The organism is Gordonia cholesterolivorans (assembly GCF_039531975.1).
GTDB classification, from domain to species: domain Bacteria; phylum Actinomycetota; class Actinomycetes; order Mycobacteriales; family Mycobacteriaceae; genus Gordonia; species Gordonia sihwensis.
In genome coordinates this window covers 1-24,748 of record NZ_BAAARB010000016.1, presented here as the reverse complement: position 1 = coordinate 24,748, position 24,748 = coordinate 1, and the positions used below count along the sequence as shown (strand labels likewise).

Here is a 24,748-nt window from a genome sequence, read left to right as displayed (position 1 = left end):
CGCTCAGTGCTCGGTGGAGAACGAGCTCCGTCGGCGATGCACTTCGAGCGCCAGCGTCACGAGGCGGTCGATCAGGTCGGGATAGGTGATCCCGGTGGCCTCCCACATCTTGGGGTACATCGATCCGGGGGTGAAACCGGGAATCGTGTTGACCTCGTTGAGGAGCCAGCCGCGACTGTCCTCCTCGTAGAAGAAGTCGACGCGCGCCAGGCCCGCGCAGCGCAACGCCACGAAGGCGTCGGCGGCCAGCTCGCGCACCTGCGCGATCGCCTCGTCCGACAGCGGTGCGGGAATCATCAGCTCGGCGGCACCGGTGACGTACTTGTCCTCGTAGTCGTAGAAGTCACTGCCGGGCTTGATCTCTCCGGGGAGGGACGCGTCGGGGGCGGCGTTGCCGAGGACGGCCACCTCGACCTCGCGGCCGGTCACCGTCTCCTCGATGACGACCACGTCGTCGTAGCGGAGGGCGTGGTTGATCGCCGCGTCGAGTTCCTCGATCGAGTCGGCGCGGCTGACGCCGACGGACGAGCCCATGTTCGCCGGCTTCACGAACACCGGCAGACCGAGTTGCTCGGTCGCGTCGGCCAGCACCTGGCGGGCGTCGTCCACACCGTCGCGGAAGGTGATCCACTTGCACTGCGGGATGCCCGCGCGAGCGGCGATCTCCTTCGCCATCGCCTTGTCCATGCAGACCGCCGATGCCAGCACTCCGCAGCCGATGTACGGCAGCTTGAACAGCTCGAGCATGCCCTGCACGGTGCCGTCCTCGCCGTGCGGCCCGTGCAGCAGCGGGAACACCACGGTGAGGTCTTCGGGACGGCCGGCCAGCACCTGAAGCGGATTCACCTCGGGGCCTTCGACGTCGAGACTGTTCGGCAGTTCCGCGCCTGCGGCCAGGGCTTCGGCCGCGGCGTCGTTGCGGTGCCATCCGCCGCGCTTGTCGATGCCGACCGGGATCAGGCGGTACTTGGAGCGGTCCGCGGCGGCCAGTACATGGGCGGCGCTCACACGGGAGACGTCGTGTTCGGCGGACACTCCGCCGTAGAGGACGACCAGGCGGATGAGGGGGGTGCTCATGGATGCAACCATACGTGCTTGCTTGTACCGTGGTCTGTCGTGCATCTCCTCGCCAGTCAGATCGCCGCCGCGACCGGCGGCACCCTTCACGGACCGGATGTGACGGTCGATTCCGCGAGCATCGACTCGCGGTCCGCGCGGCCCGGTCAGCTGTTCGTGCCGATCGTCGCCGCGCGTGACGGCCACGACTACATCCCGGCGGCGGTGCAGGCCGGCGCTCCCGTGTACCTGACCGACAGGACGCCGGATCCGGCCCTCGCCGCGACGGCCGTCCAGGTCGCGGACACCGCCGAGGCGCTCGCCGATCTCGGTCGCTTCGTCCGCGCCGGACTCACCGGCAGCGTCGTCGGCGTCACCGGCTCGGTCGGCAAGACGTCGACCAAGGACCTGCTCGCCGGCGTGCTGTCGACCACCTTCCGCACCGCCGCGAGCGAGAAGTCGTTCAACAACGAACTCGGGCTGCCGCTGACCCTGCTCGGCGCACCCGACGACACCGAGGCCGTCGTCCTGGAGATGGGCGCGCGCGGTGTCGGTCACATCGCACAGCTGTGCTCCATCGCCTCCCCGACGGTCGGAGTGCTCACCCGCGTCGAGGCGGTGCATCTGGAGATGTTCGGCAGCATCGAGGATGTGGCACGGGCGAAGGGCGAACTCGTCGAGGCTCTGCCTGCCGACGGACTCGCCGTTCTCAACGCCGACCACCCGGTGGTCGCGGCGATGGCGTCGCGGACCAGCGCGCGGGTCGTGACCTATGGTGTCGATCCCGCCGCGGACGTGCGCGCCACCGACATCGTGCTCGACGACCAGTTGCGTGCGGCCTTCACTCTGCACAGCCCGTGGGGCAGCGTGCCGGTGCGGCTCGGGGCACGCGGCGAGCACCAGGTCGGCAACGCCCTGGCCGCGGCCGCGGCCGGCGGCGGCGTGGGGGTGTCGGTCGAGCGGATCGCCGATGGCCTGCTGCGCGCGGGTCTGTCCGGACTGCGGATGGAGATGAGCACCACGGCCGCGGGAGTCGTCGTCATCAACGACGCCTACAACGCCAACCCGACGTCGATGGCGGCGGGCCTGTCGGCACTGGCGCGCGTCGAGGCCGGACGCCGGTTCGCGGTGCTCGGCACGATGGCCGAACTCGGAGACGACAGCGACGCCGCCCACCGCGCCGTCGCCGAGCGGGCCCGTGAACTGGGCGTGACGGTGATCGCGGTGGACGAGCCCGCCTACGGCGACGGCGTGGCGCATGTCTCGGGCATCGAAGGCGCCGTCGACGCACTGAGCGGACTCCGCAGCGGCGACGCTGTGCTGGTCAAGGGCAGCCGGGTCGCCGCCCTCGAACGAGTGGTGCAGGCGCTCGGCTGAGCGTCGCACCGCGTCACCACACACAAACACTACATTCGACGACAGAACCCCCGTCCCGGACGGGGGTTCTGTCGTCGAATGTCGCGTTTACTGAGCGGTCTACTGCGCGCTCGACTGCGCGTGTTGGCCTGCGAGCCTCAGTTGGGCATCAGCGCGAAGGCCTGGCCGCCCTTGGTGCAGCGGGCGAGTTCGCCGACGGTCGTCGACGGTCCGCAGTCCCAGCCCGACACGGTCTGCGGTGCGCCGGTCGCGATCAGGGGTCCGTACTGATTCGCGATGTCCTTGGCGGACGAGCAGGACAGGTCGCCCGCGACGATGTGGATCTGGAGGGCGCCGTCGGGCCCCTTGGTGGGGCCGCAGGTCTTGTCCCCGGACGACGACGTCGCCTCGCCGGTGCTCTCGTCCGTGGCGGCGGTGCTCTGGGGCTTCGGTCCGCCGACCACCGGGACGCTGGTGTCGCTGGAACCGGTGACCGCGGAGGCCCCGGACTTGTCGGCGCCGGACGACGCCTCGTTCTCCGAACCGCAGGCGGTGGCGGCCAGGGCGATCGAACAGCCGAGGAGTGCGGTCGCGGCCAGTTTCATCGTGCGAGTCATGGGCACAACGCTAACGAATTTGAGCGGCCGAGCGCACGGCTGGGATGATGGCCTGCGTGACCACCAGCCACTTCGCTCCGCGAACCCGCCTCGAAGGCACCACCGGGCGCACCGGGACCATCACCACACCGCACGGCGAGATCCAGACCCCTGCCTTCATCCCGGTGGGAACCAAGGCCACCGTCAAGACGGTCCTGCCGGAGTCGGTCGCCGCGCTCGGCGCGCAGGCCGTGCTCGCCAACGCCTATCACCTCTATCTGCAGCCGGGGCCGGAGATCGTCGATCAGGCCGGCGGTCTCGGCCGGTTCATGAACTGGCCCGGACCCACGTACACCGACAGCGGCGGCTTCCAGGTGATGTCGCTGGGCGCGGGCTTCAAGAAGGTCATCGCGATGGACCTGGTCGGCGAGCAGGACGACCAGAAGATCGCAGACGGCAAGGAGCGGCTGGCCAACGTCGACGACGACGGAGTCACCTTCAAATCGCACCTCGACGGGTCGATGCACCGGTTCACCCCCGAGGTGTCGATGCAGATCCAGCACCGGCTCGGCGCCGACATCATCTTCGCCTTCGACGAGCTCACCACGCTGATGAATACGCGCGGGTACCAGGAGCGGTCACTCGAACGCACTCGGCAGTGGGCCATTCGGTGCCTCGCCGAACACAACCGGCTCTCCGTCGAGCGCTCGCATCGTCCGCAGCAGGCGCTGTGGGGTGTGGTGCAGGGGGCGCAGTACGAGGACCTGCGGCGGAAGGCGACTCGCGACCTCGTCGAGCTGAGCCGCATCGATCGTGAGAACGGCGGCAAGGGTTTCGGCGGCTACGGCATCGGCGGCGCGCTGGAGAAGGCCAATCTCGGCACCATCGTCGGATGGGTCACCGACGAGCTCCCGGACAACGCCCCGCGGCATCTGCTCGGGATCAGCGAGCCGGACGACATCTTCACCGCCATCGAGAACGGCGCCGACACCTTCGACTGCGTCTCGCCGACCCGGGTGGCGCGCAACGGTGCGATCTACTCGTTCGACGGCCGGTACAACATCACGAATGCCAAGTACCGCAACGACTTCCGGCCCCTCGATGAAGAGCTGGACAACTACTCGACGCAGTACACCCGTGCCTATCTGCACCATCTGTTCAAGGCGAAGGAAGGTCTGGCGTCCACGCTCGCGACCCTGCACAACCTCTCGTTCACGATCACCCTGGTCGATCGCGCCCGGCGCGCGATCGACGAAGGCGACTACGTCGAGTACCGCGACGAGTTCCTGCGCCGCTACTACGCCGGAACCCGGCAGGCCGAAGCCCGATAGGTCCGGATCGCGCGGCGAATCGTCGGGCGAGGCGGTGATTCCGGGTGGTCCCTGATGCGCGGGCGGCGCAATTCTGACACCTTTGTCTGCATGACAGAAACAGCACCGGCAGGCAAGCATGCAATGATCGCGGCGCGTGCGGACGACGTGGTGAAGACGTACGGCAGCGGCGACACCGCCGTGCACGCGCTTCGGGGCGTGTCGATCGGATTCCGTGCGGGAGAGTTCACCGCGATCATGGGGCCGTCGGGCTCCGGCAAGTCGACCCTGATGCACTGCCTGGCCGGACTCGACACGGTCACCGAGGGCGAGGTGCACATCGGTGACGTCGGTCTGGCCGGTCTGTCCGACAAGGAGATGACCAAGTTGCGGCGCGACCGCATCGGATTCGTCTTCCAGGCGTTCAACCTGGTGCCGACGCTGACGGCCGAGGAGAACATCACCCTGCCGCAGGGGATCGCCGGCCGCGAGGTCGACCGCCCGTGGTTCGACACGGTGATCGACCGCCTCGGCATCCGGCCGCGACTGAACCACCGTCCCAGTGAACTCTCCGGCGGCCAGCAGCAGCGCGTGGCCTGCGCCCGCGCACTCGTCGGACGTCCGGACATCATCTTCGGCGACGAACCCACCGGCAACCTCGACTCCCGCTCGTCCGGTGAAGTGCTCGCCATCCTGCGCGCCGCGACCGACGAGTTCAACCAGACCGTGGTGATCGTGACCCACGATCCGCGCGCGGCGTCGTACGCCGACCGCGTCGTCTTCCTGGCCGACGGCCAGATCGTCCGGGAACTGCAGCGCCCGTCCGCCGACGACGTCTTCGAGGTGATGCGCAATCTCGACGACTCGGCACCGGGACAGGACGACCACGGGCAGTCGGCGCGTCCCGCCGGATCCGGCGAGGTGAACTGAACCGATGGCTGCCAACGTCATGCGCAAGGTTTCTCTGAGAAGCCTTGCGTCTCACAAGATCAGGTTGATCCTGACGGTGTTCTCGGTGGTGCTGGGCACCAGCTTCGTCGCGGGCGCGGTCATCTTCACCTCGACCGTGGCCACCGCTTTCAACTCGATCTTCGACAACGTCGCGCAGGGAGTCGCGGTCGAGATCACCGCGGCGGGCAACGAAGCACCCGGCGTGCCCGTGACGATCGTCGACGATCTGAAGAAGAACGAGCAGAAGCTCGGAATCGAACGGGTGGCCGCCTCGAACTCCGGGCCGGTGACGCTCGCCGATTCGTCCGGCCGGGCCGTCCAGACCGGCGGAGCGCCGAGCGTCGGCATGAGCTACCTCCCGCCCGACGAGGCGGTCGGCGAGGACATGAAGTTCAGCGAAGGCCGCGCACCGGAGAAGTCCGATGAGATCGCGGTCAACTCCCAGGCCGCCGACAAGGGCGGGCTCAAGGTCGGGAGCCGGACGAAGGTGGTCGTCGGAGCCGGGCTGGCCCCGCCGATGGACGTCACCGTGGTCGGTCTCACCGACATGCCGTCGTCCACCGGCGGTTATGTCGGGGTGCTCTTCGACCAGGCGACCGCCGCCAAGCTGTTCTCGGATGGCAAGTACGTCTCGACCGTCGACCTCGCGGCCCGTCCCGGGGTGTCCGACGACCAACTGCGCGACGCCGTCCACGCCCATCTGGCCGACGTGGTCGCCCGATCGGGGAAGACCGACTTCGATCAGCTGTACAAGGTCCGCACCGGCGAACAGGTGCGCGAGGACCAGAAGGAGAGCATCCAGCAGTTCCTGACGATCTTCCGGGCCATCCTGCTGGCTTTCGCCGCGATCGGCCTGCTGGTCGGCACCTTCATCATCTACAACACCTTCTCGATGATCGTCGCCCAGCGGAACCGTGAGCTCGCGCTGCTGCGCGCGATCGGCGCGAGCCGGGAGAACGTCTCCCGGTCGGTGCTGCTCGAAGCGCTGATCGTCGGCGTCATCGGCGGGCTGATCGGTCTGGCGCTGGGTGTCGCGATCGCCGCAGGCCTGCTCGCGTACACCCAATCGCAGGGCCTGCCGTCCAACGGCATCCAGGTCGGCGCGGCCGCGATCATCTCCGCGGTGTTCGTCGGAGTCGTCGTCACCCTGCTCAGCGCATGGATTCCGGCACGCCGAGCCTCGCGCATCCCGCCGGTGGAGGCCATGCGCGAGAGCACCGTGGAACCCGGCGCCGGCTCGCTCCGCGTCCGGACCCTGCTGGCGGCCGTCTTCGGTGTCCTCGGCGTCATCGCGCTGGTGATCGGCGGACTCGGGGAGGGGGCCGGCTCGGCCACCATCGTCGGAATCGGGGCGCTCCTTGCGGTGATCGCCGTGGTGCTGGGGGCACCCGCCATCTCCCAGCCCGTCGTGGGCGCGTTCGGCGCCCTCTTCCAGAAGCCCTTCGGCACCGTCGGCAAACTGGCCAGGACCAACGCGGTCCGCAACCCCCGGCGTACCGCGGCCACCGCGTTCGCACTCACCCTCGGCCTGATGCTCGTGGTGGTGATCGGCACTCTCGGATGGTCGTTCAAGGGCACCGTCGACTCGTCGGTCGACAAGGGCATCCGCGCCGACTTCATCGTCACCGGCACCAACAACATGCCGCTGCCGCTCTCGGTGGTGGACGCGGTCAAGGAGGCTCCGGGAGCGGACAAGGTGGTCGCGCAGGCATACGGCGAGGCCCGCTACGACGGGAAGGACACCTACGTGACCTCCCCGTACGGTGGTTCGATCGGTGACGTCGCGTCCATCAACGTGCTCGAGGGCAGCCTGGATCTGCCGGACGACGGGCTCCTCATCAGTTCCTCGCAAGCGCGCGACAACGGTTGGAAACTGGGGCAGACGGTCACCTTCACCAGCGGTACCGGCGACGAGGTCGCCACCGAGGTGACGGGGATCTTCGAGGACAACCAGGCGATCGCGTCGTCGATGGTGGGCTGGCCGACGTACGAGCAGCTCATGCCGGTCGCGATGAAGCGGATCGCGGGCCCGGTGCTGGTGACCGCGAAGCCCGGGGTGAGGGCGGCCGACCTGCGTAAGCAACTCGAGGACGCCACCGCTGAGTACCTCACCGCCCAGGTGCAGGATCGCGATCAGTTCAAGAACTCGATCTCCTCGCAGATCGACCAGATGATGGCGACGCTGTACGCGCTGCTGGCCCTGTCACTGGTGATCGCGGTGCTCGGCATCGTGAACACGCTCGCGCTGTCGGTGGTGGAGCGCAGACAGGAGATCGGCATGCTGCGTGCGGTGGGCATGAGCCGGGCGCAGGTGCGCCGCACGATCTACCTCGAGTCGACGTACATCGCGGTGTTCGGGGCGCTGCTGGGCACCGTGCTGGGTCTCGCGATCGGCATCCCGCTGGTGCGGACGCTGGCGTACTGGGGTCTGGAAGGCGTGGTGATCCCGTGGGCGCTGATCGGCGGGACGCTGGTCGGAGCCGCGGTGGTCGGGGTGATCGCAGCGCTGTGGCCTGCGGTGACCGCCGCTCGCACCCGCCCGCTCGAGGCCATCACCGCAGAATGAGGGGCTTCTCGCACCGGGTATACGGTGGTCGGCATGACTAGCCCCTCGCCCTCGGGCCGCGGCCGCACGGTGGTCCTGTCGTTGATCGTCGTCCTCGCGGTGATCATCCTGGCGGCCGTCGGTTTCCTCGTGTTCCGGTCGGGTTCGCCGAACTCGGGAACCGACCGGCCCTCGGCGACGCCGACCACCGTCACGACCACCAGCGAGGAGAGTGAGACGATCTCGTCGCCGAAGCCGACGCCGACCCGGACCACCCCGCGGGTGGAGCCCGGCTCGGTCACCTATCAGCTCACCGGAGACGGCGACGTGGTGGCTCTGGCCTATCGCGATTCCGGCGGTCGGGTGGTGGTCGCCGCGACGGGGACTCCGTGGTCGGCCAAGACGGTCGTGCCCGACCGCGAGGTCGAGATGACAGCGATCGTGGTGCGCGGTCCGGTCACGTGCACGATTCTGCAGGGCGACGACATGATCTCGTCGAGCACCAGCCGCGGCGGTCCGCTCCGCTGCGCGGGACGGTTGCCGCGCTAGACCGGTCCGTCTGCCTGCGAGGCACGCCGCGTTACGCGGCGTGCCTCGTTTCGTATTGTGCTCAAACACCTGTTCGGGATAGTTATCCACAGTTATCCACAACCTTCATCCACAATGTGCATGAATTACACACATGTAATTTCCACAGTGTGGATGGATTCAGGTGTGGGAAGCGTGTCCCGAAACCGCCCCTGACCTCAGTTTTTCCGGAGCACGAGGACCAGGTTGGTCGCTGCCGCCTCGCGGACCACGGGGATGTGCACAACTGGCCATGCGAACCTGGGGAGATAGCGCGGAATGGCGGCCAGCAGTTCGGCGTCGGCTGTGGATCGTGCCCAGCGCAGTCCCGCGGCAGCGGTGATCGGAAACAGCGACACTCCGTAGAGGTTCTTCGGCAGGTGACCGGTGCGCCGCGTGTACCAGCGCGCGGCGCGGTGGCCGCCGAGGTAGTGAGTCAGTCCCATCTCGTGGCCGCCGAACGGACCCCACCAGAGGGTGTAGCTGAGGACGATCGTTCCGCCCGGCCGGGTGACCCGGACCATCTCGTCGGCCATCGCCCACGGGGTCCGAGTGTGCTCGGCGACGTTCGACGAGTAGCAGACATCGACGCTTCCGGTCCGGAACGGGAGATGCTCGCCCTGCGCGCGGACCGCCGACCGTTGGTCGATCCCGGCGGCCGCCATCTCTCCCGCGTCCGGTTCCACCGACAGATAGGCGGCACCGCGATCGCGGAAGGCGTCGGCGAAGAACCCGGGCCCGCCCCCGACGTCGAGCACGGTGGCGCCCCGCAGCGGGCCGGGGTGGAGAGAGTCGATCATCACGGCGGTGTCGTGTGCGAGCGCCGAATAGAACCGGGCCGGGTCGGACTGCTCGTACCGGAAGGCGTCGAGGAGCCGCACCGAACGACGGATCGTGGCGTGCCGACCGAAGGCGGCGGCGGGAGCGGGGAACCGGGAACGCGGCATGCAGCCAGGTTCGCATACGCTGGAACGAATGAGCGTCCCGACCGATGTCCTGCTGCTGTGCTGGCGTGACACCGGCCATCCCCAGGGCGGGGGCAGCGAACGCTACCTCGAACGCGTGGGCGCCGAGTTCGCCGCCCGGGGTTCGCGCGTCACCCTGCTCACCGCCCACTATCCCGGTGCTGCGAGGAAGCAGACGGTCGACGGGGTGCGCATCGTCCGCGCGGGCGGTCGGCTCACCGTGTACCCGCGGGCTCTGGCCACCGTCGCCGCGGCCCGCTGGGGACGGGGACGGCTGGCCGGGTATCGGCCCGACGTCGTCGTCGACACCCAGAACGGCGTTCCCTTCTTCGCGCGCCTCGTCGCTCCCGCGCCGACCGTGGTCCTGGTCCACCACTGTCATCGGGAGCAGTGGCCGGTGGCGGGGCCGGTCCTGGCCCGGGTGGGTTGGTGGATCGAGTCGAGGATCGCGCCGCGGATCCACCGCCGGAACCGCTACATCACGGTCTCCGAACCATCCGCGGCCGAACTCACCGGTCTCGGTGTGGACCGGCACCGCATCACCGTCGTGCGCGGCGGAGTCGACCCGGTGCCGAACGGTATCGATGTGACCGGGCGGTCGGGCGGTCTCCGCCTGATCGCCGTCTCGAGGCTGGTGCCGCACAAGCAGATCGAGGACGCGCTCGAGGTGGTGGCCACGCTGTCCGCCGCGGGCGCGGACGTGCACCTGGACGTCGTCGGGGACGGATGGTGGGCGGGCCGGCTGCGCGCGCAGGCGCAGTCTCTGGGAGTCGTCGACCAGGTCAGCTTTCACGGGCACGTGAGCGATCGGCGCAAGCACGAGTTGCTCGCCGCCGCCGACGTCCATCTGATGCCGTCGCGGAAGGAGGGATGGGGGCTGGCGGTGATCGAAGCCGCACAGCACGCGGTTCCGACGATCGGCTATCGCAGTTCGGCGGGGCTGGCCGACTCCATCGTCGACGGGGTCACCGGCGTGTTGGTGGACGACGCCGTCCAACTCGCCCGGGCCGCCGCGGCCCTCGCGGCCGACCCGGATCGGCGGCGCGCGTTGGGGGAGGCCGCACGGGACCGTGCAGAGCAGTTCTCCTGGGCGGGAACCGCGGACGGGTTCGCGGCGGTCTTCGACGAGGTGTGCGGCTGACTCAGGCGCCGGGTTCGGTCGGCGGAGTCCAGCGTGCCCCGAGCAGATCGGAGCGCGCGGCGATGCGTTCGTCGGGCATCAGCGCCGTCACCAGGTAGTCGGCGAGCCGGTCGATGCGTGCGGGCAGATCGTCGTGGCCCGACACAGCGTAGGAGAGGACGTGGGCGCCGACGAACGACTCGGTGACGAATACGGCGGCCTCCTCGGCGTCGGTGTCCGGCGGCACGTCGCCGTCTTCGACGGCCTTCGTGACGAAGTACTTGATCGCTTCGATCCACGCGAGGTACACGGGGATCGGGGCCTCGCCGGAATGCAGTTCGATGATGAGGCGGATGCCCGCGCGGACCACCGGGTCGTCCACCAGCAGGCGGCCCATCTCCCGGCACAGCATCACGAGCTGTCGCATGCCGTAGGTGTCGGTCTGCGCGATGGTTCCGACCGCCCTCATCGAGGTGGCCTGGAATTCGTCGACGACGATCGCCGCGAGGTCGTCCTTCGACTGGAAGTGGAAGTAGATCGCGCCGCGGGTGAGGCCGGATTCGCCGACGATGTCGTTCAGTCGCGCCCGTTCGTAGCCGACGCGACTGAAGAGATTCGCGGCGGCGACCACGATCTGACGACGTGTCTCCACAGCCCTGGCCTGCTGGGCCATCGCCGCCCCCTCGGTGTATGAGAAATGCGCTCTGATGTGGTCGTATTCGGCACATATGGTAACCGAGCGCGCTTGCGCGATATTACTTCAGAGTATACGGTTACATACCGGTGGACCGGTTTAGCCGGACACGACAACTGGAGCTGCGACATCGGCTGGGACACGGAGGATTTCCGCCGACTGACCGAGGGGTGCTTCAGCGACGTGCCGGACCGGGTGCACCGACGCCAGTGCGCGACCCCCGCGCTCGATCCGAACGCGAGGGTGGCGCACTGGCGTGCTTCTGCGGCGTGCTCGCCGCATCACTTCCGTTGAGCCGCTTCGTCTTCCTCGGTCTCCGGGGCCCTTCGACGGACGACGGCCGCGGCGAGACCGGCGGCCACCGAACAGATCCAGAGGACCAGGGCCGCGAATGCCGCCGCCCGCGCGGCGGTCGTCGGAACGGGCGCGGCCACGGCACCGGGAATCCGGTACACGGTCAGATGCTCGCCCGAGTAGGCCGGAGCGGTTGCGGCCAGCAGGGTGGGCGGGTCCGACTCCTCGGCCACCACCCAGCCGACGCCGAGCCGTGCCAACCGCTGCGGGTCGCCTCCGTCTCGGAGAACGTCGAGGACCTGCGCCGTCCGGCCGGTGGGGGAGTCCACCGTCGTCCCGTCCACGGTCAATTCGCCCGAACCGATCACCGGTGCGTCCAGCATGCGCGGGAGCGGAGACAGCGACGGCCCCCGGGCCCACGACAGCCGTCGCACGGCGTCGCCGGGCCACAGGGCCACTGAGCCGCGGGCGCCGTCCGTGTCGTGGCCGACGAGCGCCGTCACCCGGGCGTAGTCGTCGGGGTAGATCACCGGCCGGATCTTGCCGCCCACACCCCAGGCGAGGTCGGGGAGCGGTGCCACGATCAGTGCGATCACCGCCGCTGCGGCGAAGCCGGCCGGTACGAGTGCACGCAGTGCGGTCACGGCGGCCGCCGCCGCGACCGCGACGAACGGGACGGCGAGCGCGAGGTATTTCTGCGTGTCGCGCAGCAGCCCGGCACCGGGCACATGCGCCAACAGGACGTCCATCACCGCCAGTCCGGGCGGTGTCGCAGCGACCACCACCGCCGCGATCGCGACCGCCGCCAGGAGTGCCTGCCCGGCGACCGCGGGGCTCAGTGCCCGGCGCATCCGGACCAGGACGCCGGTGCCGACCGCCACCACCGCCAGCAGCATCAGTGTCGCGACCAGGGCCCAGGGGGTGGTGCGGCTGGCGGGGACGGCGTCGGCGTTCCAGATGCCGCCGAGCCCGAGGGCGGTGCCGAGCAGCCCGAGCCCCGGCTCGGCACGCAGCGCGAACACCGCGGCGCCGCCGGAGGACCCGACGTCCGACGCGACCGCGGAGGCCACCAGCCAGGGAGAAGCGGTGATGAGCCAGCATCCCGCGGCGAGTCCCGCCGTCCGGATCGGCAGCCGCACCGCCGCCGCGGTGGCCACCGCCACGATCCCGGCCAGAAGCGAACCGGTGGGCGTCAGGCCGGCTGCCGCGAATATCCCGGCGAGACCGGCCCATTGGCGCCACGACCGCCGGCCGTCGGCCAGGTCGAGCACCGCGCACACCGTCCACCCGAGGGCGGCGTAGCCGGCCAGCAGACTCCAATGCCCTTGCAGCAGGCGCTCTGCCACGTAGGGATTCCAGATCCCGACGACGGCGGCGGCCACCGCACCGGCGGTGGCGGCGCGCGGGACGAGCCTGCGGGCCAGCCGCCCATAGCCCACTCCGGCCGCGAAGACGGCCAGGATCGTCAGGCCGGCCACCAGGAGGCCGCCGTCCACGAGACGCGAGCCGAGGGCGAGCAGCGCGTCCTGCGGGACCGCTCGCGGCGCCGTGCCGTCGATGCCGAGCGCGGCGGCCGTCAGCGCCAACTGCGGAGTCGCGACCGCGTCCCGGTAGAGCAGGTGGTTCCCGACCAGGGGCGCGCAGATCAGGGCGGTGAGCAGAGCGCTGACCGCGTAGACCGCCGCCCCGGTCGTGCGCGTGGAGGTGGCGGTCACCGCACTGCCGTCGGATCAGAAGTGGTACGTGTCGGTCGGTGCGGGCATGTGGTCGTTGATCCCGTAGTCGCTCGGGACGATCTCGTATGCGCGGGCCAGTTCCAGAATCTTGGTGGCACGGGCGATCCGAGGCAGGTCGGAGCCGTTGCGGATCTCGCCGCCGTCCGCCTCGAACTCGGTGAAGAACTCACGCGCCCACTTGATCTCATCGTGTGACGGCGACAGCCCCTCGTTGACCGACGCGCACTGGTCGGGGGTGAGGCAGATCTTGCCGGTCATCCCGAACTCCGCGCTGACGGCCGTCGCCTCCGACAGCTTCAGGGCGCTGGAACCGACGGTCGGGCCGTCGATGGCCGACGGCAGGTTGGCGGCCTTGGCCGCGATGGTGAACCGCGACCGCGCATAGGCCAGCGTGGTCGGCTGCTCACCGAAACCGGTGTCGCGGCGGAAGTCGCCGATGCCGAACGCCAGGCGGAAGGTGCCCTTGGCGGAGGCGATCTCGTTGATCCGTTCCAGGCCCCGGGCGGTCTCGACCAGCGCGACGATCGGCACGCCCGGGACACGCTGGGCCGTCTCGGTCACGTGATCGACCGATTCCACCATCGCCAGCATGATCCCGCCGATGGACGTCCCGGCCAGCGCGGCGAGATCCGCCGCCCACCACGGGGTTCCGAAGCCGTTGATGCGAACCCAGTCGGAGTGACCGTCGGCGAGCCAGCGGACCACGTTGTCGCGGGCGGAGTCCTTGTCCTTCGGTGCGACGGCGTCCTCGATGTCGAGGATGACGATGTCGGCGCGGGAGCGCGACGCGGCCTCGAACCGGTCGTACTGCGCCCCGTTCACCAGGAGCCAACTGCGGGCCAGTACCGGGTCGATGCGGGACCCGACATCGGAGGGGTCGGGCTCGTTGAATGGTTCGGTGTCGTACATCGACTCTTAGCGCTCGTCTCGATCAGCTACGGATACTGCCGATGCAGTCTATCGCGCAGCGGCCGGGCACACTGGTCAGCATGGTCGACGCCGCCACGCCCCGCCGCGGGTCCACCGTGCGGTCGGTCGGCTGGGTCACCGCGGGTTCTCTCCTGGCCAATCTGCTGGCGTACGTGGTGCAGGTTCCGGCGAGCCGTGTGCTGGGGCCGGACGCCTTCGGCGAGTTCTCGGTTCTCAACGCGGCCATGCTCATCGCCTCGGTGCCGGCGCTGGCTCTGCAGGCGGTGGTGGCGCGCGAGGTGGTGCGGGGAACGCCGTCGCGTCGGCTGTGGAGGCTGATCGGCGTGGTCTTCGGCGTCGTCGCCCTGGTGTCGGTGCTCGCGGTGGCCGCGATGATGAGGATCGCGCACACCGATCTCGGACCCACCGCGGCAGCGCTCGCCGGTGCCGCACCGCTCGCGGTGGTCTCGGGCGGCCAGGGGCTGCTTCAGGGGGCGGGGCGGTTCCGGTTGCTCGGGGCGGTGCTCGCCGGCGTCGGGCTCCTGCGGTCGGTGCCCGTGGTGGGCGCGGTGTACGCGGGGGCGGACGCGGCCGGCGCGCTCGCGGCGGGGACGCTGGGAACGGCCGTCGCGGCGGCGCTGGTGGCCGCGGTCGCCGCAGCCGCGATCGGTCCGGCCGGACGCTCCCGAGGCGCGGCAGTTCCCGGGTCGCGGCTCACGCTGTCGGCGGTGGTCGCCGCGTCGGGCGTGCAGTTCGTGATGATCGTCGCGGTGTCGGTGGATCTGCTGCTGTCCCGATCGGTGCTGACCGCCGCGGACGCGGGCGTCTACGCGCTCGGCGCCGTCGCCACCAAGGCGGCGTTCTGGCTGCCGCAGGCCATCGGCGTGGTGGTGTACCCGAGGCTGGCCGACCCGGTGCGTTCGGCCGCCGCTCTCCGCGGCGCGGTCGGCGTCCTCGCGCTGACGGGTCTGGTCACCACCCTGATCGCCGCCGTCGGCGGCGGATTGGTGCCCGTGGTGATCTCCGACGACTACCGGCCGGTGGCGGGGTTGATGTGGTTGTTCGCGCTCACCGGAGCCCTGCTCGCGGTGCTGCAGCTGATGCTGTTGACCGCGATCGCTCGCGACCGCGCGCGGGGTGCGATCCCGGCGCTCGTGGTCCTCGTGGTGGAGGCGTCGGTGATCCTGACCGCGGTCGATTCGGTGGCCGGACTCGTCGCCGTCGCCGCCGGGGCGGCGGCCTGCGCGGTGGCCGCGACCGGCGTCTGGCTCACCGCTTCCTGACGCCGTCGTCTTCTCGCCCGTTCCGCACGCCGGTGCGGTAGACGTACACCGCTCCGCCGATCAGCGCCAGCACGCCCACGGCGCCGAGTGCGACGGGCAGGGTCCGCGTCACCAGAGTCACCGGGCGGGCGCGGTGCCGGGCGGCGTCGGCCCCGTCGATCCGGCTCTGCCGATCACCGGTGAGGACGGTGCTCAGATTGGGCAGGCGAAATCCCGTCAGCGCCGGATTCGACCCGGCTTCGCCCGGCGCGAACCGGTACTCCTCCTCGATCTCGATCCGCTCGTCCACCACCACGCCGGTCGCCGTGTCGACGAACAGGTCCCGAGTGGCGCGGTGATGGAGGCTGGCGGTCAGTCGTCGGCTCGGCGCCACTCCGGGGAAGGTGCCGAACCACGAGGCCGGGCGGGTGATCACTCCGCGCGGATCGGTTCCCAGCGCGCCCAGGTCGGTGTCGGGGATCACCGCGCGCAGCCGGACCACCCTGCGGCCGTCGATCTCGGTCTCACCAGCGGCCTGCAGCGGAACCGTCTGCCTGGTGGTGACGTCGAAGTAGTCGCCGGGATCGTCGAAGCCGTACGGCAGTGCGTAAGTGCGGCCCCGGCGGTCGGGGACGGCGACGGCGGCGTGCTTGTCGTCGTACTGGATCTCCGACCGCCCGGTCGGCGACGCCGTCACCCGGTTCACCGTCACCCGGTCGATGGTCGCGGCCAACGTGGGCTCTGCGCAGACTCGCTCGGCGTCCTGGGCCCTGCCGTCGACGAGGTACGAGTCCACGCCCAGCGCCGTGGCCGCCTGCAGTGTGACCACGTCGGAGTCCGACGGCCTCACCGCGACCGTCCGGCGGCGCTGCTGCAGATGCGCCTCGAGCACTCTCGCCGCGGGCGAGTCGATGGAGCAGCGGTCGAGGACCGTCGTGTCGTCGGAGGAGTCGGCGATCCATGTCTGGTCGACGCTCAGCGGAAGTTTCCTCAGGCCGGGACCGATGATCGGGCCCATCGCGACCGCCGCCGCCAGCAACAGTGCGCCGAGGAAGAACGCGGTCGGGGCGATGAGGTCCCGGGTCGACCAGCGCGGACCGGTCCGGGGGCTGTCGGGAGCGGCGTCGGACATAGCGTCGACTGTATGTGAGGGGGCCGGCCGCTCGTCCGGGCTCCCGCCGCCGCCCTCGCGCGGCTTACTCTGGGCAGGACATGTCTGACTCGCAGCCGGCACCGGCCCGGCGTTTCTACCCCCAACTGGAGGGCCTGCGCGCCGTGGCCTCGCTCGGCGTGCTCACGACGCACGTCGCCTTCCAGACGCGGGTGACGCAGTGGCCGGTGCTCGGAGAGATCCTCGGCCGCCTCGACCTCGCCGTCACATTGTTCTTCGCGCTCAGCGGATTCCTGCTGTGGCGCCCGTATGCCGCGGCGGCCCGCGACGACGGGGCTCCTCGGCCCGCCGTGCGCCGCTATCTCCGACATCGCTTCGTCCGCATCTGGCCGGCGTACGCGCTGGTGGTGGTCGCGGTGCTGGCTCTGCTGCCGCAGGCGCGCGGCGCCTCGGCGACGGTCTGGCTGGCCAATCTCACCCTCACCCAGGTGTTCGTCCCCCTCACTCTCGCGCCCGGCCTCACCCAGATGTGGAGTCTGTCGGTGGAGGTCGCGTTCTACCTGCTTCTGCCGGTGATCGGCTTCGCGCTGTACCGGGTACGGGGTGCCGCCGCCCGCCGCCGCATCCCGATCATCGTCGGGGTCGCGATCGTCAGCCTCGGGTGGACCTGGGTGACGCGACTGCTCGCGCTTCCCGCCGGTGTCGAGGCGCGCAACTGGGTGCTCGGGTACCTGCCGTGGTTCGCCGTGGGGCTGGTGCTGTCGGAGATCGCGGCCGCCCTCGCCATCGGCGGGCTCGACCGCCGATCGCGCGCAGTGCGGCTCGGCGCCGACCGCCGGGTGATGCTCGTGGTGTTCGTCGTCGCGTACGGACTCGCGTGCACGCCGATCGCCGGACCGGTCGGGCTCGGCGACATGACTCATCTGGCCTACGTGGCCAAGATGGTGCTCGGCGCCGTCGCCGCATTCGCGGTGCTGGCGCCGCTGGTGCTGTCCGACGGCCCGTTCGTCTTCCTCGACTCTCGGGTGATGAACGCGCTCGGCCGATGGTCGTACGGCATCTTCATCTGGCATCTCGCGGTGCTGAGCGTGGTCTTCGGGCTGTTCGGCATTCCGATGTTCGACGGTCACTTCGTATCTGTGTGGCTGCTGACGGTGATCATCACCGTCGCGCTCTCGGCCGCCAGCTACGCGTTCGTCGAGGAACCGCTCCGGGCGCGGTTGTCGGCGCGGGAGAAGCGACGGACCGCGGAGGTGCCCGCCGACGAACCGACGCCGGAACGCGCCGGCGTCACCGCGGCCGGCCGAACAGCGCCGCCGCCACCGCCGCGCTGACGGCGATCAGCGCGAACGCCTGGGCCCAGCCGCTGTAGCCGGTGTAGGCGGTGCCCGAATGCCAGGGTCCCGCGGCCAGCACCACCGTCGCCGCGAGCATCGCCGTGAACGTCAGCGCCGGTCGTAGGCGGGCGGAGAGCCGCCAGGTGACGGCCCCGGTCGCCGCCGCGATCAGCGCCCCCGGCCAGCCGGTCAGCAGGAACGCCGCCGCGAGGGCCGCGGCGGACGCCGCGGCGACCGCGCCTCGTCCGGCGCGCACGCCGTCGTCCGGCCGCACGGCCGGCTCGCAGCGGCGCCGTCCGAACCTCGGACCGAAGGCGACGGCGAACAGAACCACCACCAGCGCCAGACCGGCGCCCAGCGCCCACCGGTACGGCGAGTCGAGGTCGACGGTGAGCGCGACGGTGCCGCCCGTTCCCGCCGGCACGATCCAGCCCTGCTGCCAGCCGTTCACCACGACCGGCTTCAGTTCTCGGCCGTCGGCGCGTGCATGCCAGGCGGGATTCGTGCTCTCGGGAACGAACAGGATGCGGTCGGTGTCGGCGGCGTCCACCGTCAGCCTCCGGTCCGTGGGCGCCCATTCGGTCACCTGCGGGTGTGTCACCGCAGGCGAGGAGGCCTCCGCGCCGGGACGCCGGAGGGTCACCGCGTCGACGGTGAAGGCGCGTCCCGGATTCACCGCGACCTCCTGCTCACCCGCCGGCAGTCGCAGCGACGGGCCGGGGCACGCGGTCGCCGATACGCTCTCGCCGCGGCGCAGCGCGCCCACGGTGGTGCGGACATGCAATCGGAGCATCTGGCCGGCTGCCGTGACACCCATGCCGTACGGGCCGGACGGGTCTGTGGCGCAGCCGATCTCGATGATGCGATGGTCGTCGTCGGGTACGTTCGGGCCGCCCGGCAGCACTTGGGCCTCGCTGATGCCGACCGGTGCGTCCTTCGCGAAACCGAGATCGTTGACGTCGATCAGGTCGCTCTGCTTCTCGATCGTCAGCACCACGGTGTCGGCCCGGGCGGCGGGAACCGACAGCACCCCGTCCGTGCCGACCCGCGCTGTCGTCCGCGCCACCGTCCGATCACCGTTCCGCAACTCCACGGCCACGCGGGTCGGGTGCGCCGGATAGTCCGCGGGCGTCTGGAGACGGATCCCGGACACTTCGCGAGGGGCGGGCAGATGAAGGGTCAGAACGGGTTTCCTTCCCTTCGGGAACGTGTCCGGATCCGGTGCGGTCCACGTGGTGTTCGGATCACCGTCGACGGCGGCCGATGCGTTGCCGCGCGGATCGGCCACCGACGACTGCGCCTCCGCGCGGATCACGCCGGTGCGGGCCAGCAGATCCGAGAGTTCACCGCCGGCCTTCGGTCGCAGCGTGACATGCACATCGGCGTCGGTCTGCGACGGCACCGACAGGGTCCGGGAGAACACGCCCGGCGTCTCCGGACTCAACCCCACCGCCGGCGAGCAGCGCACCCGGCCGTCCGCCGCGGTGACGCAATCCGGGATCGGACCGAGTTCGGGGGAGAGCACCCAGCCGGACACGTTGTCTGCGGCGTCGAGTGTCGGCAGCACCGTGCGCTGCCGGATCGACAGCGGGACACCGGTGTTCGCGTCGGCGACCGACAGTTCGGCGATCGCGAACTGATTACCGGCCGAGCCGTCGGCGGTGTCGATGGCGCGGACCTGGACGCTCGACGTGGGCCCCGACGGCACCAGGATCCGGGTCGGCACTCCGGGTTTCACTCCCTGAGCCACGGTGCTGCCGGAATCGGATGAGACCAGCAGCGTCGAGACGTCCGGCCCGAGCGCCTTGGCCGTCGTGACGGTCACCGCGAGGTCGTCCCGCGGATGGGTGAAGTCGATCGAGAGCCACCTGCCGACCGCCGACTCCAGACCGCGACTGACCCAGGCGGTGTCCGGATCGCCGTCGAAGGCGGCGGCGGTGGAATTGGCAGGCGACGTCCGGCCGGGCTGCGTCGCGTCGGCGGCCGAGCCCGAACTGGTCACGCGCACCATGCCCGGCTGGTTGTCGAGCAGCCATTGCGCGCGGACCAGCGGCTGGTCCGGCACCGGGTAGTCCGGCGCCGCGTTCTTGGTCAGCCGGGGATCGTCGGGGCCGCGAATAGCCGAGGAATGGTCGTCGACCCGCCCGAAGTCGGTCTCCCGGTCGACGGGGGCGTCGGTCACCACCGCCGGAGCGTCGGGCAGGCCCGCGCGCCTCGCGTCCGCGGTCAGCAGCGCCGGACCCAGCGGTTCCTCTCCGGCTCGGCTGCGGGCGTCCTCCACCGCGGCGAGGGCCTCCGGTCCGCCGGTCACCCGCGTCATCGCGCCGACGTCCACCAGTCCGGGCGCGCCGGCGGTCGTGGCACCGGTGCCGTCGGGAGGTCCGACCCGGTAGACCGTCACCGCCGGCATCGGCGGACGCAGTCCGTCGTCCACGACCACGCCGTCGAGCGTCGGCGGTGAGACGTCGGGACCGAACCGGGCCGCCTCCGTCAGTCCGGGTGAGTTGCGGATCGCCTGCGCCACCAGCAGCGGTCGTGCCGACCGTGACGTCACCGCGTCCAGATCGGCCCGCAGCACCAGGTATCCGACACCCTGTTCGGCGAGTGTCGCGGCCAGTCCCGGTGATCCGCGGCCCGAGCTCAGCGCCCGTTGCACCGAGTCCATCGCGCGGATGGCGCCCGGCGGCGTCAGGGGAATCGCGTCGCGGACGGCCCACGGCGAGTGCGCCAGCGCCTGCAGCGGTTCGTCGCGCGTGAGACCCCAGATCTGGTCGGCGAAGGGCGCTCCCGGGACCACCAGGGCGCGCGACGGAGTCGGGGAGCCGGCCTGCGCGGCGTCGAGCCAGTCGGCCGTCTGCTGCCAGTAGTCGGGGACCGCGCGGTAGCTCTTGGCCGGTGCCAGCCCGCCGGTCCACAGCAACGACCCGGAGCCGAACGCGGCGATCACCACCACCAGTGCGGCGGCCACACCTCGTTCGGCACCGCGGCTGCGGATCGGGACACGGACACGCGCGAGCAGATGCGCGATTCCCATCGCGAGGGGGAGCCGGACCAGCGGATCGAACTTGTGGATGTTGCGCAGCGCGGCGCCCGGACCGTCGAGGAAAGCGATGACGGTCTCACGCACGGGCGAGCCGAGTGCTCCCGGATATCCGAGACACAGGGCGAGAAGGCCGATCACCAGGATGGTCAGGAAGCGGCGGCGGTGCGGCATCGCCCGCATCGTGAGACCGGCCAACCCGGCGGCGGCGAGGATGCCGGTCGCGACCACCGCGGCCGGCTCGGAGACCAGAACGGCGCCCACAGCGCGTTCCGGGGAGACGAACGGCGTCCACGAGTCGGTGCCGCGCAGCACTTCGGTGAGGGAGGTCCATTCGGTGGTGACGCTCGCCGACTCGATGAAGTCGAGGAAGGGCGGGGAGACCCGCGAGAGGATCAGCAGCGGCACCACCCACCACAGGCACGCCATCGCCAGACCCGCCGCCCACCATGCGCCGAAGACCAGTCCGCGACGGCGGTGTCCCCGGTCGCGCCGCGCAGTCGCCAGCAGCCACCAGATCGCCGACACCGCCACGGCCGCAGCCGTGGCGACGGCGTTCACCGCACCCATCAGCGCCACCGCGCATGCGGACCGGGCCGCGTTGCGCCACAGTGGACGGGGGTCGGACGCGTCGAGAGCCCGGACCACCGGGAGCAGCACCCAGGGCGCCAGCATCATCGGCAGCGTCTCCGAGGAGATGGTGCCCAGCGTGGTCATCACGCGGGGGGCCAGTACGAAGACCCAACCGGCGATCAGCCGCGATGTGAACGACCCGACGCGCAGCGCCTCGGCGAGACGGACCACGCCCAGGAAGCCGACGGTCAGCAGAATCGCCCACCAGAATCGCTGAGTGATCCACGGCGGCACGTGCAGGATCTCGCCGACGGCGAAGAACAGGCCGTGCGGGAAGAAGTATCCGTAGGCCTGGTTCTGGATCTGGCCCATCGGGGCATCCGGCGACCACAGGTGCGCGGCGCGGGTGAGGAACCCGATCGGATCGGCGGTCAGGTCCAGCTTGGTGTCGGGCGAGATGCGGCCGGGGCGCTGGAGTAGACAGACCGCCAGCGCCACGACAGCGACGATGAGTGCCTGCGCCCGCGTCAGAACCCGGCCCGGGCCGCCCGGCTCAGTTGCTGCGGGACTCGACCGAGCGGACCGGCGGAGGAGTGCGCGAGTCAGTTGTTGGCGTCTTCGCCGCCGCGGGATCCGTAGTCCACCGATCCCTGAACGAAACCGTTGTCGGCGTTGAAACTGTTCACGTCGGTCGACGGCTTGGTTTCGGAGGCGAGCTGCCCGCCGAGGAAGACGGCGCCGATGCCGACGAGCACGCCGGCCACTCCGGCGACGGCACCATAGATCAGGCGTTCACGCAGCATGGATTCCAAGGTACCAGTTCAGTCGGCGCCGCCCGGGCTTCGTCCGCCGCGCCGATCCGGCCGTCGCGAGCGAGCATGAAACACTGGGTGGATGAGCCCGCTCACGCATCTACGTCCCAGCCGTGCTCTCGTCGCCCTCGTCGCAACGGCAGGCCTTCTCGCCTCCGCGGCGTGCTCGGACTCGACCGGCGATCAGGCCGCACCGTCGTCGCACACGACGACGAGTTCGCGGACCGTTTCCGCCTCGAGCAGTGCTCCGACGGTTCCCGCCGCGTGCGGCTCCGAGGAACTGGCCGGGATGAAGCTGCGCGACAAGCTCGCTCAGCTGCTGGTGGTCGGGGTGCAGAACGGGGCCGACGCGCGGCGGGTGGTCGCGAAGGAGCACATCGGCGGAGTGTTCGTCGGCAGTTGGACCGACCTGTCGATGCTGAGCGACGGCACCGTCGCCACGCTCTCGAAGAGCCAGAAGGTCCCGCTGATGGTGACCGTGGATCAGGAGGGTGGCCGAGTGAGCCGCCTCAAGTCGCTGGGCATCGACATGCCGTCGGCGCGTGTGCTGGCGCGCACCAAGACGCCCGAGCAGGTCCGGCAGCTCGCCAAGGCGGCTGGCGAGAAGATGGCGAAGCTCGGTGTCACCGTCGACTTCGCTCCGTCGGCGGACGTCAGTGCCGAGCCCGACGACGAGGTGATCGGCGACCGGTCGTTCTCGAACGATCCCGAGGTGGTCACCGAGTACGCCGGTGCCTATGCGCGCGGGCTGCAGGACGCGGGCATCATGCCCGTGTACAAGCACTTCCCCGGCCACGGGCACGCATCGGGGGATTCGCACACCGGCGCCGTCACCACGCCTCCGCTGGCGGACATGCAGAACACCGATCTCGTTCCGTACCGGACTCTGCTGCGCAGTCCCGGGACCGCGGGCGTGATGGTCGGGCACCTGATCGTTCCGGGTCTGACCGGGCCGGAGACGCCCGCGAGCATCAGTCCGGCGGCGATCGGCATGTTGCGCACCGGCAAGAAGTACAACGGACCGGCGTTCGACGGCGTCGTCTTCTCCGACGATCTGTCCGGCATGAAGGCGATCACCGACAAGTACACGATCGAACAGGCGGTGCTGAAGGCGATCACCGCCGGCTCGGACATCGGCCTGTGGCTTTCCACCGATCACGTGACCTCGGTGCTGGACACCTTGGAGAAGGCGGTCGCGGACGGGAAGCTGTCGCAGCGCCGGATCGACCGCTCGGTGCTCCGGATCCTGAAGGCCAAGCACGTGGTGAACTGCTCCTGACGCGTTCTTACTCGATGGTAAGTTTGTAGTCATGGCTAGCGGAACCAAGCGGCTGCCGCGGGCAGTTCGAGAGCAGCAGATGCTCGATGCTGCGATTTCAGCGTTCGCTGCGAACGGCTTCGCGGATACCTCGATGGACGCCATCGCCGCCGAGGCCAAGATATCCAAGCCGATGCTCTACCTCTACTACGGCTCCAAGGACGAACTGTTCAGCGCCTGTATCGCGCGCGAGTCCGGCCGGTTCATGGAAGCCATGTCGGCGGGTTTCGATCCCACGATGAGGCAGAAGGACCAGGCGCGCACGCTGGTGCGTGAGTTCCTCCGGTTCGTCTATCAGAACTCCGATTCGTGGCGAGTGCTCTACCGGGTCGCGGTCGGGACCGCGACGTTCGCACACATCGTCACCGAGAGCCGCGAGGGAATCACCTCGATGATCACTGATCTCATCCGCCGCGGCACTACTACCGAGGGCGCGAGCGACGTCGACTTCGAACTGACGGCGGTGGCCCTCGTCGGCGCCGGCGAGGCCGTGGCCGACCGGATCGCCGAAGGCGACATCGACCTCGAAACGGCCACCGACCTGCTGCTCGGCATCACCTGGCGCGGTCTGCGCGGTGTCGGAGTGTCGGAGGACGCCGTCGGCGACGAGACATAGTCGGATCCCTCACGCCGGCCGGGCCCGGTTTGAGTGAGCCTTCCAGGCCAGTTGAGCGAACTCTTCCCAAGCTTGTTGAGCGAGTTCTTCCTGAGGCCTGTTGCGTGGGTTCTTCCTTAGGCCAGTTGAGCGAGCGCAGCGAGTCGAAACAGACATGCACATGTTTCGACTCGCTGCGCTCGCTCAACAAGCCTGGGAGAGGACTCAACAAGCCTGGGAGAGGACTCGGCGAGTTGCCCTTGCGGCTCGTCGTGCGAGCTTTCCCTAGGCCTGTTGAGCGAGTTCTTCCTTCGGCCAGTTGAGGGGGTTCTTCCTTCGGCCAGTTGAGTGGGTTCTTCCTTAGGCCAGTTGAGCGAGCGGAGCGAGTCGAAACAGACATGCACACGTTTCGACTCGCTGCGCTCGCTCAACAAGCCTGGGAGAGGACCCAACAAGCCTGGGGGAGGACTCGGCGTGAAGCGCCCTGGGTTTGTTGGAGGCTCCTGACCTTGGAAACGAGGATGGAGTTATGCCGAAGGAACTGGCGAATGGGAAGCCGACGACTCGTCGCTACTCGGTCGAGGAGAAGGCCGCCGCGGTG

Annotated in this window: 19 protein-coding genes; 10 read left to right on the top strand and 9 right to left on the bottom strand. The window is 70.0% G+C overall.

Annotated features, from left to right (window positions below):
• Positions 1-3 precede the first annotated feature (3 nt).
• Entirely contained in the window at positions 4-1,077 is a 1,074-nt protein-coding gene (locus ABFX36_RS14050) for a D-alanine--D-alanine ligase family protein (RefSeq protein WP_346076842.1), read from the bottom strand.
• A 39-nt stretch (positions 1,078-1,116) separates the two neighbouring features.
• Between ABFX36_RS14050 and ABFX36_RS14045 the strand changes: the two genes are divergently transcribed.
• Complete coding sequence (locus ABFX36_RS14045; RefSeq protein WP_006897446.1) at positions 1,117-2,433, top strand: UDP-N-acetylmuramoyl-tripeptide--D-alanyl-D-alanine ligase; 1,317 nt, start codon at positions 1,117-1,119, stop codon at positions 2,431-2,433.
• 137 nt (positions 2,434-2,570) lie between these two features.
• Here ABFX36_RS14045 and ABFX36_RS14040 read toward each other — a convergent pair whose 3' ends face one another.
• On the bottom strand, positions 2,571-3,029 hold the full coding sequence (locus ABFX36_RS14040) for a hypothetical protein (RefSeq protein ID WP_346076841.1): 459 nt from the start codon (positions 3,027-3,029) through the stop codon (positions 2,571-2,573).
• Positions 3,030-3,073: 44 nt separating this feature from the next.
• Between ABFX36_RS14040 and tgt the strand changes: the two genes are divergently transcribed.
• The 4 genes from tgt (at position 3,074) to ABFX36_RS14020 (ending at position 8,363) form a co-directional block, all read left to right on the top strand.
• Positions 3,074-4,339: a tRNA guanosine(34) transglycosylase Tgt gene (gene tgt / locus ABFX36_RS14035; protein WP_428832062.1), complete on the top strand. Its 1,266-nt coding sequence runs from the start codon at positions 3,074-3,076 to the stop codon at positions 4,337-4,339.
• Positions 4,340-4,429: 90 nt separating this feature from the next.
• Positions 4,430-5,248 carry an ABC transporter ATP-binding protein gene (locus ABFX36_RS14030; RefSeq protein WP_346076837.1) on the top strand — a complete coding sequence of 273 codons (819 nt, stop codon included), beginning with the start codon at positions 4,430-4,432 and terminating at the stop codon, positions 5,246-5,248.
• A gap of 4 nt (positions 5,249-5,252) precedes the next feature.
• Positions 5,253-7,835, top strand: coding sequence for an ABC transporter permease (locus ABFX36_RS14025; protein ID WP_006897442.1), 2,583 nt, complete (start codon positions 5,253-5,255; stop codon positions 7,833-7,835).
• A 33-nt stretch (positions 7,836-7,868) separates the two neighbouring features.
• Positions 7,869-8,363, top strand: a complete 495-nt coding sequence (locus tag ABFX36_RS14020; RefSeq protein ID WP_062366338.1) for a hypothetical protein — start codon at positions 7,869-7,871, stop codon at positions 8,361-8,363.
• Positions 8,364-8,560: 197 nt separating this feature from the next.
• Here the strand turns inward: ABFX36_RS14020 and ABFX36_RS14015 are convergent, their stop codons facing one another.
• The gene (locus tag ABFX36_RS14015) at positions 8,561-9,328 is read right to left on the bottom strand and encodes a class I SAM-dependent methyltransferase (protein WP_006897440.1); all 768 of its coding nucleotides are present in this window, start codon (positions 9,326-9,328) and stop codon (positions 8,561-8,563) included.
• A 28-nt stretch (positions 9,329-9,356) separates the two neighbouring features.
• On the opposite strand from ABFX36_RS14015, the gene ABFX36_RS14010 reads away from it, so the two are divergent.
• Positions 9,357-10,487: a glycosyltransferase family 4 protein gene (locus ABFX36_RS14010; protein WP_045539056.1), complete on the top strand. Its 1,131-nt coding sequence runs from the start codon at positions 9,357-9,359 to the stop codon at positions 10,485-10,487.
• 1 nt (position 10,488) lies between these two features.
• Here ABFX36_RS14010 and ABFX36_RS14005 read toward each other — a convergent pair whose 3' ends face one another.
• The 3 genes from ABFX36_RS14005 to ABFX36_RS13995 form a co-directional block, all read right to left on the bottom strand.
• Complete coding sequence (locus tag ABFX36_RS14005) at positions 10,489-11,139, bottom strand: ScbR family autoregulator-binding transcription factor (RefSeq protein ID WP_045539052.1); 651 nt, start codon at positions 11,137-11,139, stop codon at positions 10,489-10,491.
• Between the two features lie 302 nt (positions 11,140-11,441).
• On the bottom strand, positions 11,442-13,169 hold the full coding sequence (locus ABFX36_RS14000) for an MmpA family trehalose lipid delivery protein (protein WP_346076833.1): 1,728 nt from the start codon (positions 13,167-13,169) through the stop codon (positions 11,442-11,444).
• A 15-nt stretch (positions 13,170-13,184) separates the two neighbouring features.
• Positions 13,185-14,099 (bottom strand): HpcH/HpaI aldolase/citrate lyase family protein, encoded by a 915-nt coding sequence (locus tag ABFX36_RS13995; protein ID WP_006897435.1) that lies wholly within the window; start codon positions 14,097-14,099, stop codon positions 13,185-13,187.
• Between the two features lie 41 nt (positions 14,100-14,140).
• On the opposite strand from ABFX36_RS13995, the gene ABFX36_RS13990 reads away from it, so the two are divergent.
• On the top strand, positions 14,141-15,382 hold the full coding sequence (locus ABFX36_RS13990; protein WP_346076830.1) for a polysaccharide biosynthesis protein: 1,242 nt from the start codon (positions 14,141-14,143) through the stop codon (positions 15,380-15,382).
• Here ABFX36_RS13990 and pgfA read toward each other — a convergent pair.
• On the bottom strand, positions 15,369-16,493 hold the full coding sequence (gene pgfA / locus ABFX36_RS13985; RefSeq protein ID WP_346076829.1) for a cell envelope lipid trafficking protein PgfA: 1,125 nt from the start codon (positions 16,491-16,493) through the stop codon (positions 15,369-15,371). The genes ABFX36_RS13990 and pgfA overlap by 14 nt on opposite strands.
• Positions 16,494-16,573: 80 nt before the next feature.
• Here pgfA and ABFX36_RS13980 point away from each other — a divergent pair, with 80 nt between their 5' ends.
• A complete protein-coding gene (locus tag ABFX36_RS13980; protein WP_346076828.1) occupies positions 16,574-17,806 on the top strand; it encodes an acyltransferase family protein in 1,233 nt (410 codons plus the stop codon).
• Here ABFX36_RS13980 and ABFX36_RS13975 read toward each other — a convergent pair.
• Positions 17,763-21,920: an alpha-(1->3)-arabinofuranosyltransferase gene (locus tag ABFX36_RS13975; RefSeq protein WP_346076826.1), complete on the bottom strand. Its 4,158-nt coding sequence runs from the start codon at positions 21,918-21,920 to the stop codon at positions 17,763-17,765. The genes ABFX36_RS13980 and ABFX36_RS13975 overlap by 44 nt on opposite strands.
• Before the next feature lie 104 nt (positions 21,921-22,024).
• On the bottom strand, positions 22,025-22,225 hold the full coding sequence (locus ABFX36_RS13970) for a DUF2613 domain-containing protein (RefSeq protein ID WP_045537208.1): 201 nt from the start codon (positions 22,223-22,225) through the stop codon (positions 22,025-22,027).
• Between the two features lie 91 nt (positions 22,226-22,316).
• Between ABFX36_RS13970 and ABFX36_RS13965 the strand changes: the two genes are divergently transcribed.
• Together ABFX36_RS13965 and ABFX36_RS13960 are read left to right on the top strand one after the other, a co-directional pair.
• Entirely contained in the window at positions 22,317-23,513 is a 1,197-nt protein-coding gene (locus ABFX36_RS13965) for a glycoside hydrolase family 3 N-terminal domain-containing protein (protein ID WP_197078046.1), read from the top strand.
• 31 nt (positions 23,514-23,544) lie between these two features.
• Complete coding sequence (locus ABFX36_RS13960) at positions 23,545-24,168, top strand: TetR/AcrR family transcriptional regulator (protein ID WP_006897043.1); 624 nt, start codon at positions 23,545-23,547, stop codon at positions 24,166-24,168.
• The last annotated feature ends 580 nt before the right edge of the window (positions 24,169-24,748 follow it).

Excerpts from the sequence above, each read along its gene's own strand:
- ABFX36_RS14050 (WP_346076842.1), bottom strand. The coding sequence starts at position 1,077 with ATGAGCACCCCCCTCATCCGCCTGGTCGTCCTCTACGGCGGAGTGTCC.
- ABFX36_RS14040 (WP_346076841.1), bottom strand. The coding sequence starts at position 3,029 with ATGACTCGCACGATGAAACTGGCCGCGACCGCACTCCTCGGCTGTTCG.
- tgt (WP_428832062.1), top strand. The coding sequence starts at position 3,074 with ATGATGGCCTGCGTGACCACCAGCCACTTCGCTCCGCGAACCCGCCTC.
- ABFX36_RS14030 (WP_346076837.1), top strand. The coding sequence starts at position 4,430 with ATGACAGAAACAGCACCGGCAGGCAAGCATGCAATGATCGCGGCGCGT.
- ABFX36_RS14025 (WP_006897442.1), top strand. The coding sequence starts at position 5,253 with ATGGCTGCCAACGTCATGCGCAAGGTTTCTCTGAGAAGCCTTGCGTCT.
- ABFX36_RS14020 (WP_062366338.1), top strand. The coding sequence starts at position 7,869 with ATGACTAGCCCCTCGCCCTCGGGCCGCGGCCGCACGGTGGTCCTGTCG.
- ABFX36_RS14015 (WP_006897440.1), bottom strand. The coding sequence starts at position 9,328 with ATGCCGCGTTCCCGGTTCCCCGCTCCCGCCGCCGCCTTCGGTCGGCAC.
- ABFX36_RS14010 (WP_045539056.1), top strand. The coding sequence starts at position 9,357 with ATGAGCGTCCCGACCGATGTCCTGCTGCTGTGCTGGCGTGACACCGGC.
- ABFX36_RS14005 (WP_045539052.1), bottom strand. The coding sequence starts at position 11,139 with ATGGCCCAGCAGGCCAGGGCTGTGGAGACACGTCGTCAGATCGTGGTC.
- ABFX36_RS13995 (WP_006897435.1), bottom strand. The coding sequence starts at position 14,099 with ATGTACGACACCGAACCATTCAACGAGCCCGACCCCTCCGATGTCGGG.
- ABFX36_RS13990 (WP_346076830.1), top strand. The coding sequence starts at position 14,141 with ATGCAGTCTATCGCGCAGCGGCCGGGCACACTGGTCAGCATGGTCGAC.
- pgfA (WP_346076829.1), bottom strand. The coding sequence starts at position 16,493 with ATGTCCGACGCCGCTCCCGACAGCCCCCGGACCGGTCCGCGCTGGTCG.
- ABFX36_RS13980 (WP_346076828.1), top strand. The coding sequence starts at position 16,574 with ATGTCTGACTCGCAGCCGGCACCGGCCCGGCGTTTCTACCCCCAACTG.
- ABFX36_RS13970 (WP_045537208.1), bottom strand. The coding sequence starts at position 22,225 with ATGCTGCGTGAACGCCTGATCTATGGTGCCGTCGCCGGAGTGGCCGGC.
- ABFX36_RS13965 (WP_197078046.1), top strand. The coding sequence starts at position 22,317 with ATGAGCCCGCTCACGCATCTACGTCCCAGCCGTGCTCTCGTCGCCCTC.
- ABFX36_RS13960 (WP_006897043.1), top strand. The coding sequence starts at position 23,545 with ATGGCTAGCGGAACCAAGCGGCTGCCGCGGGCAGTTCGAGAGCAGCAG.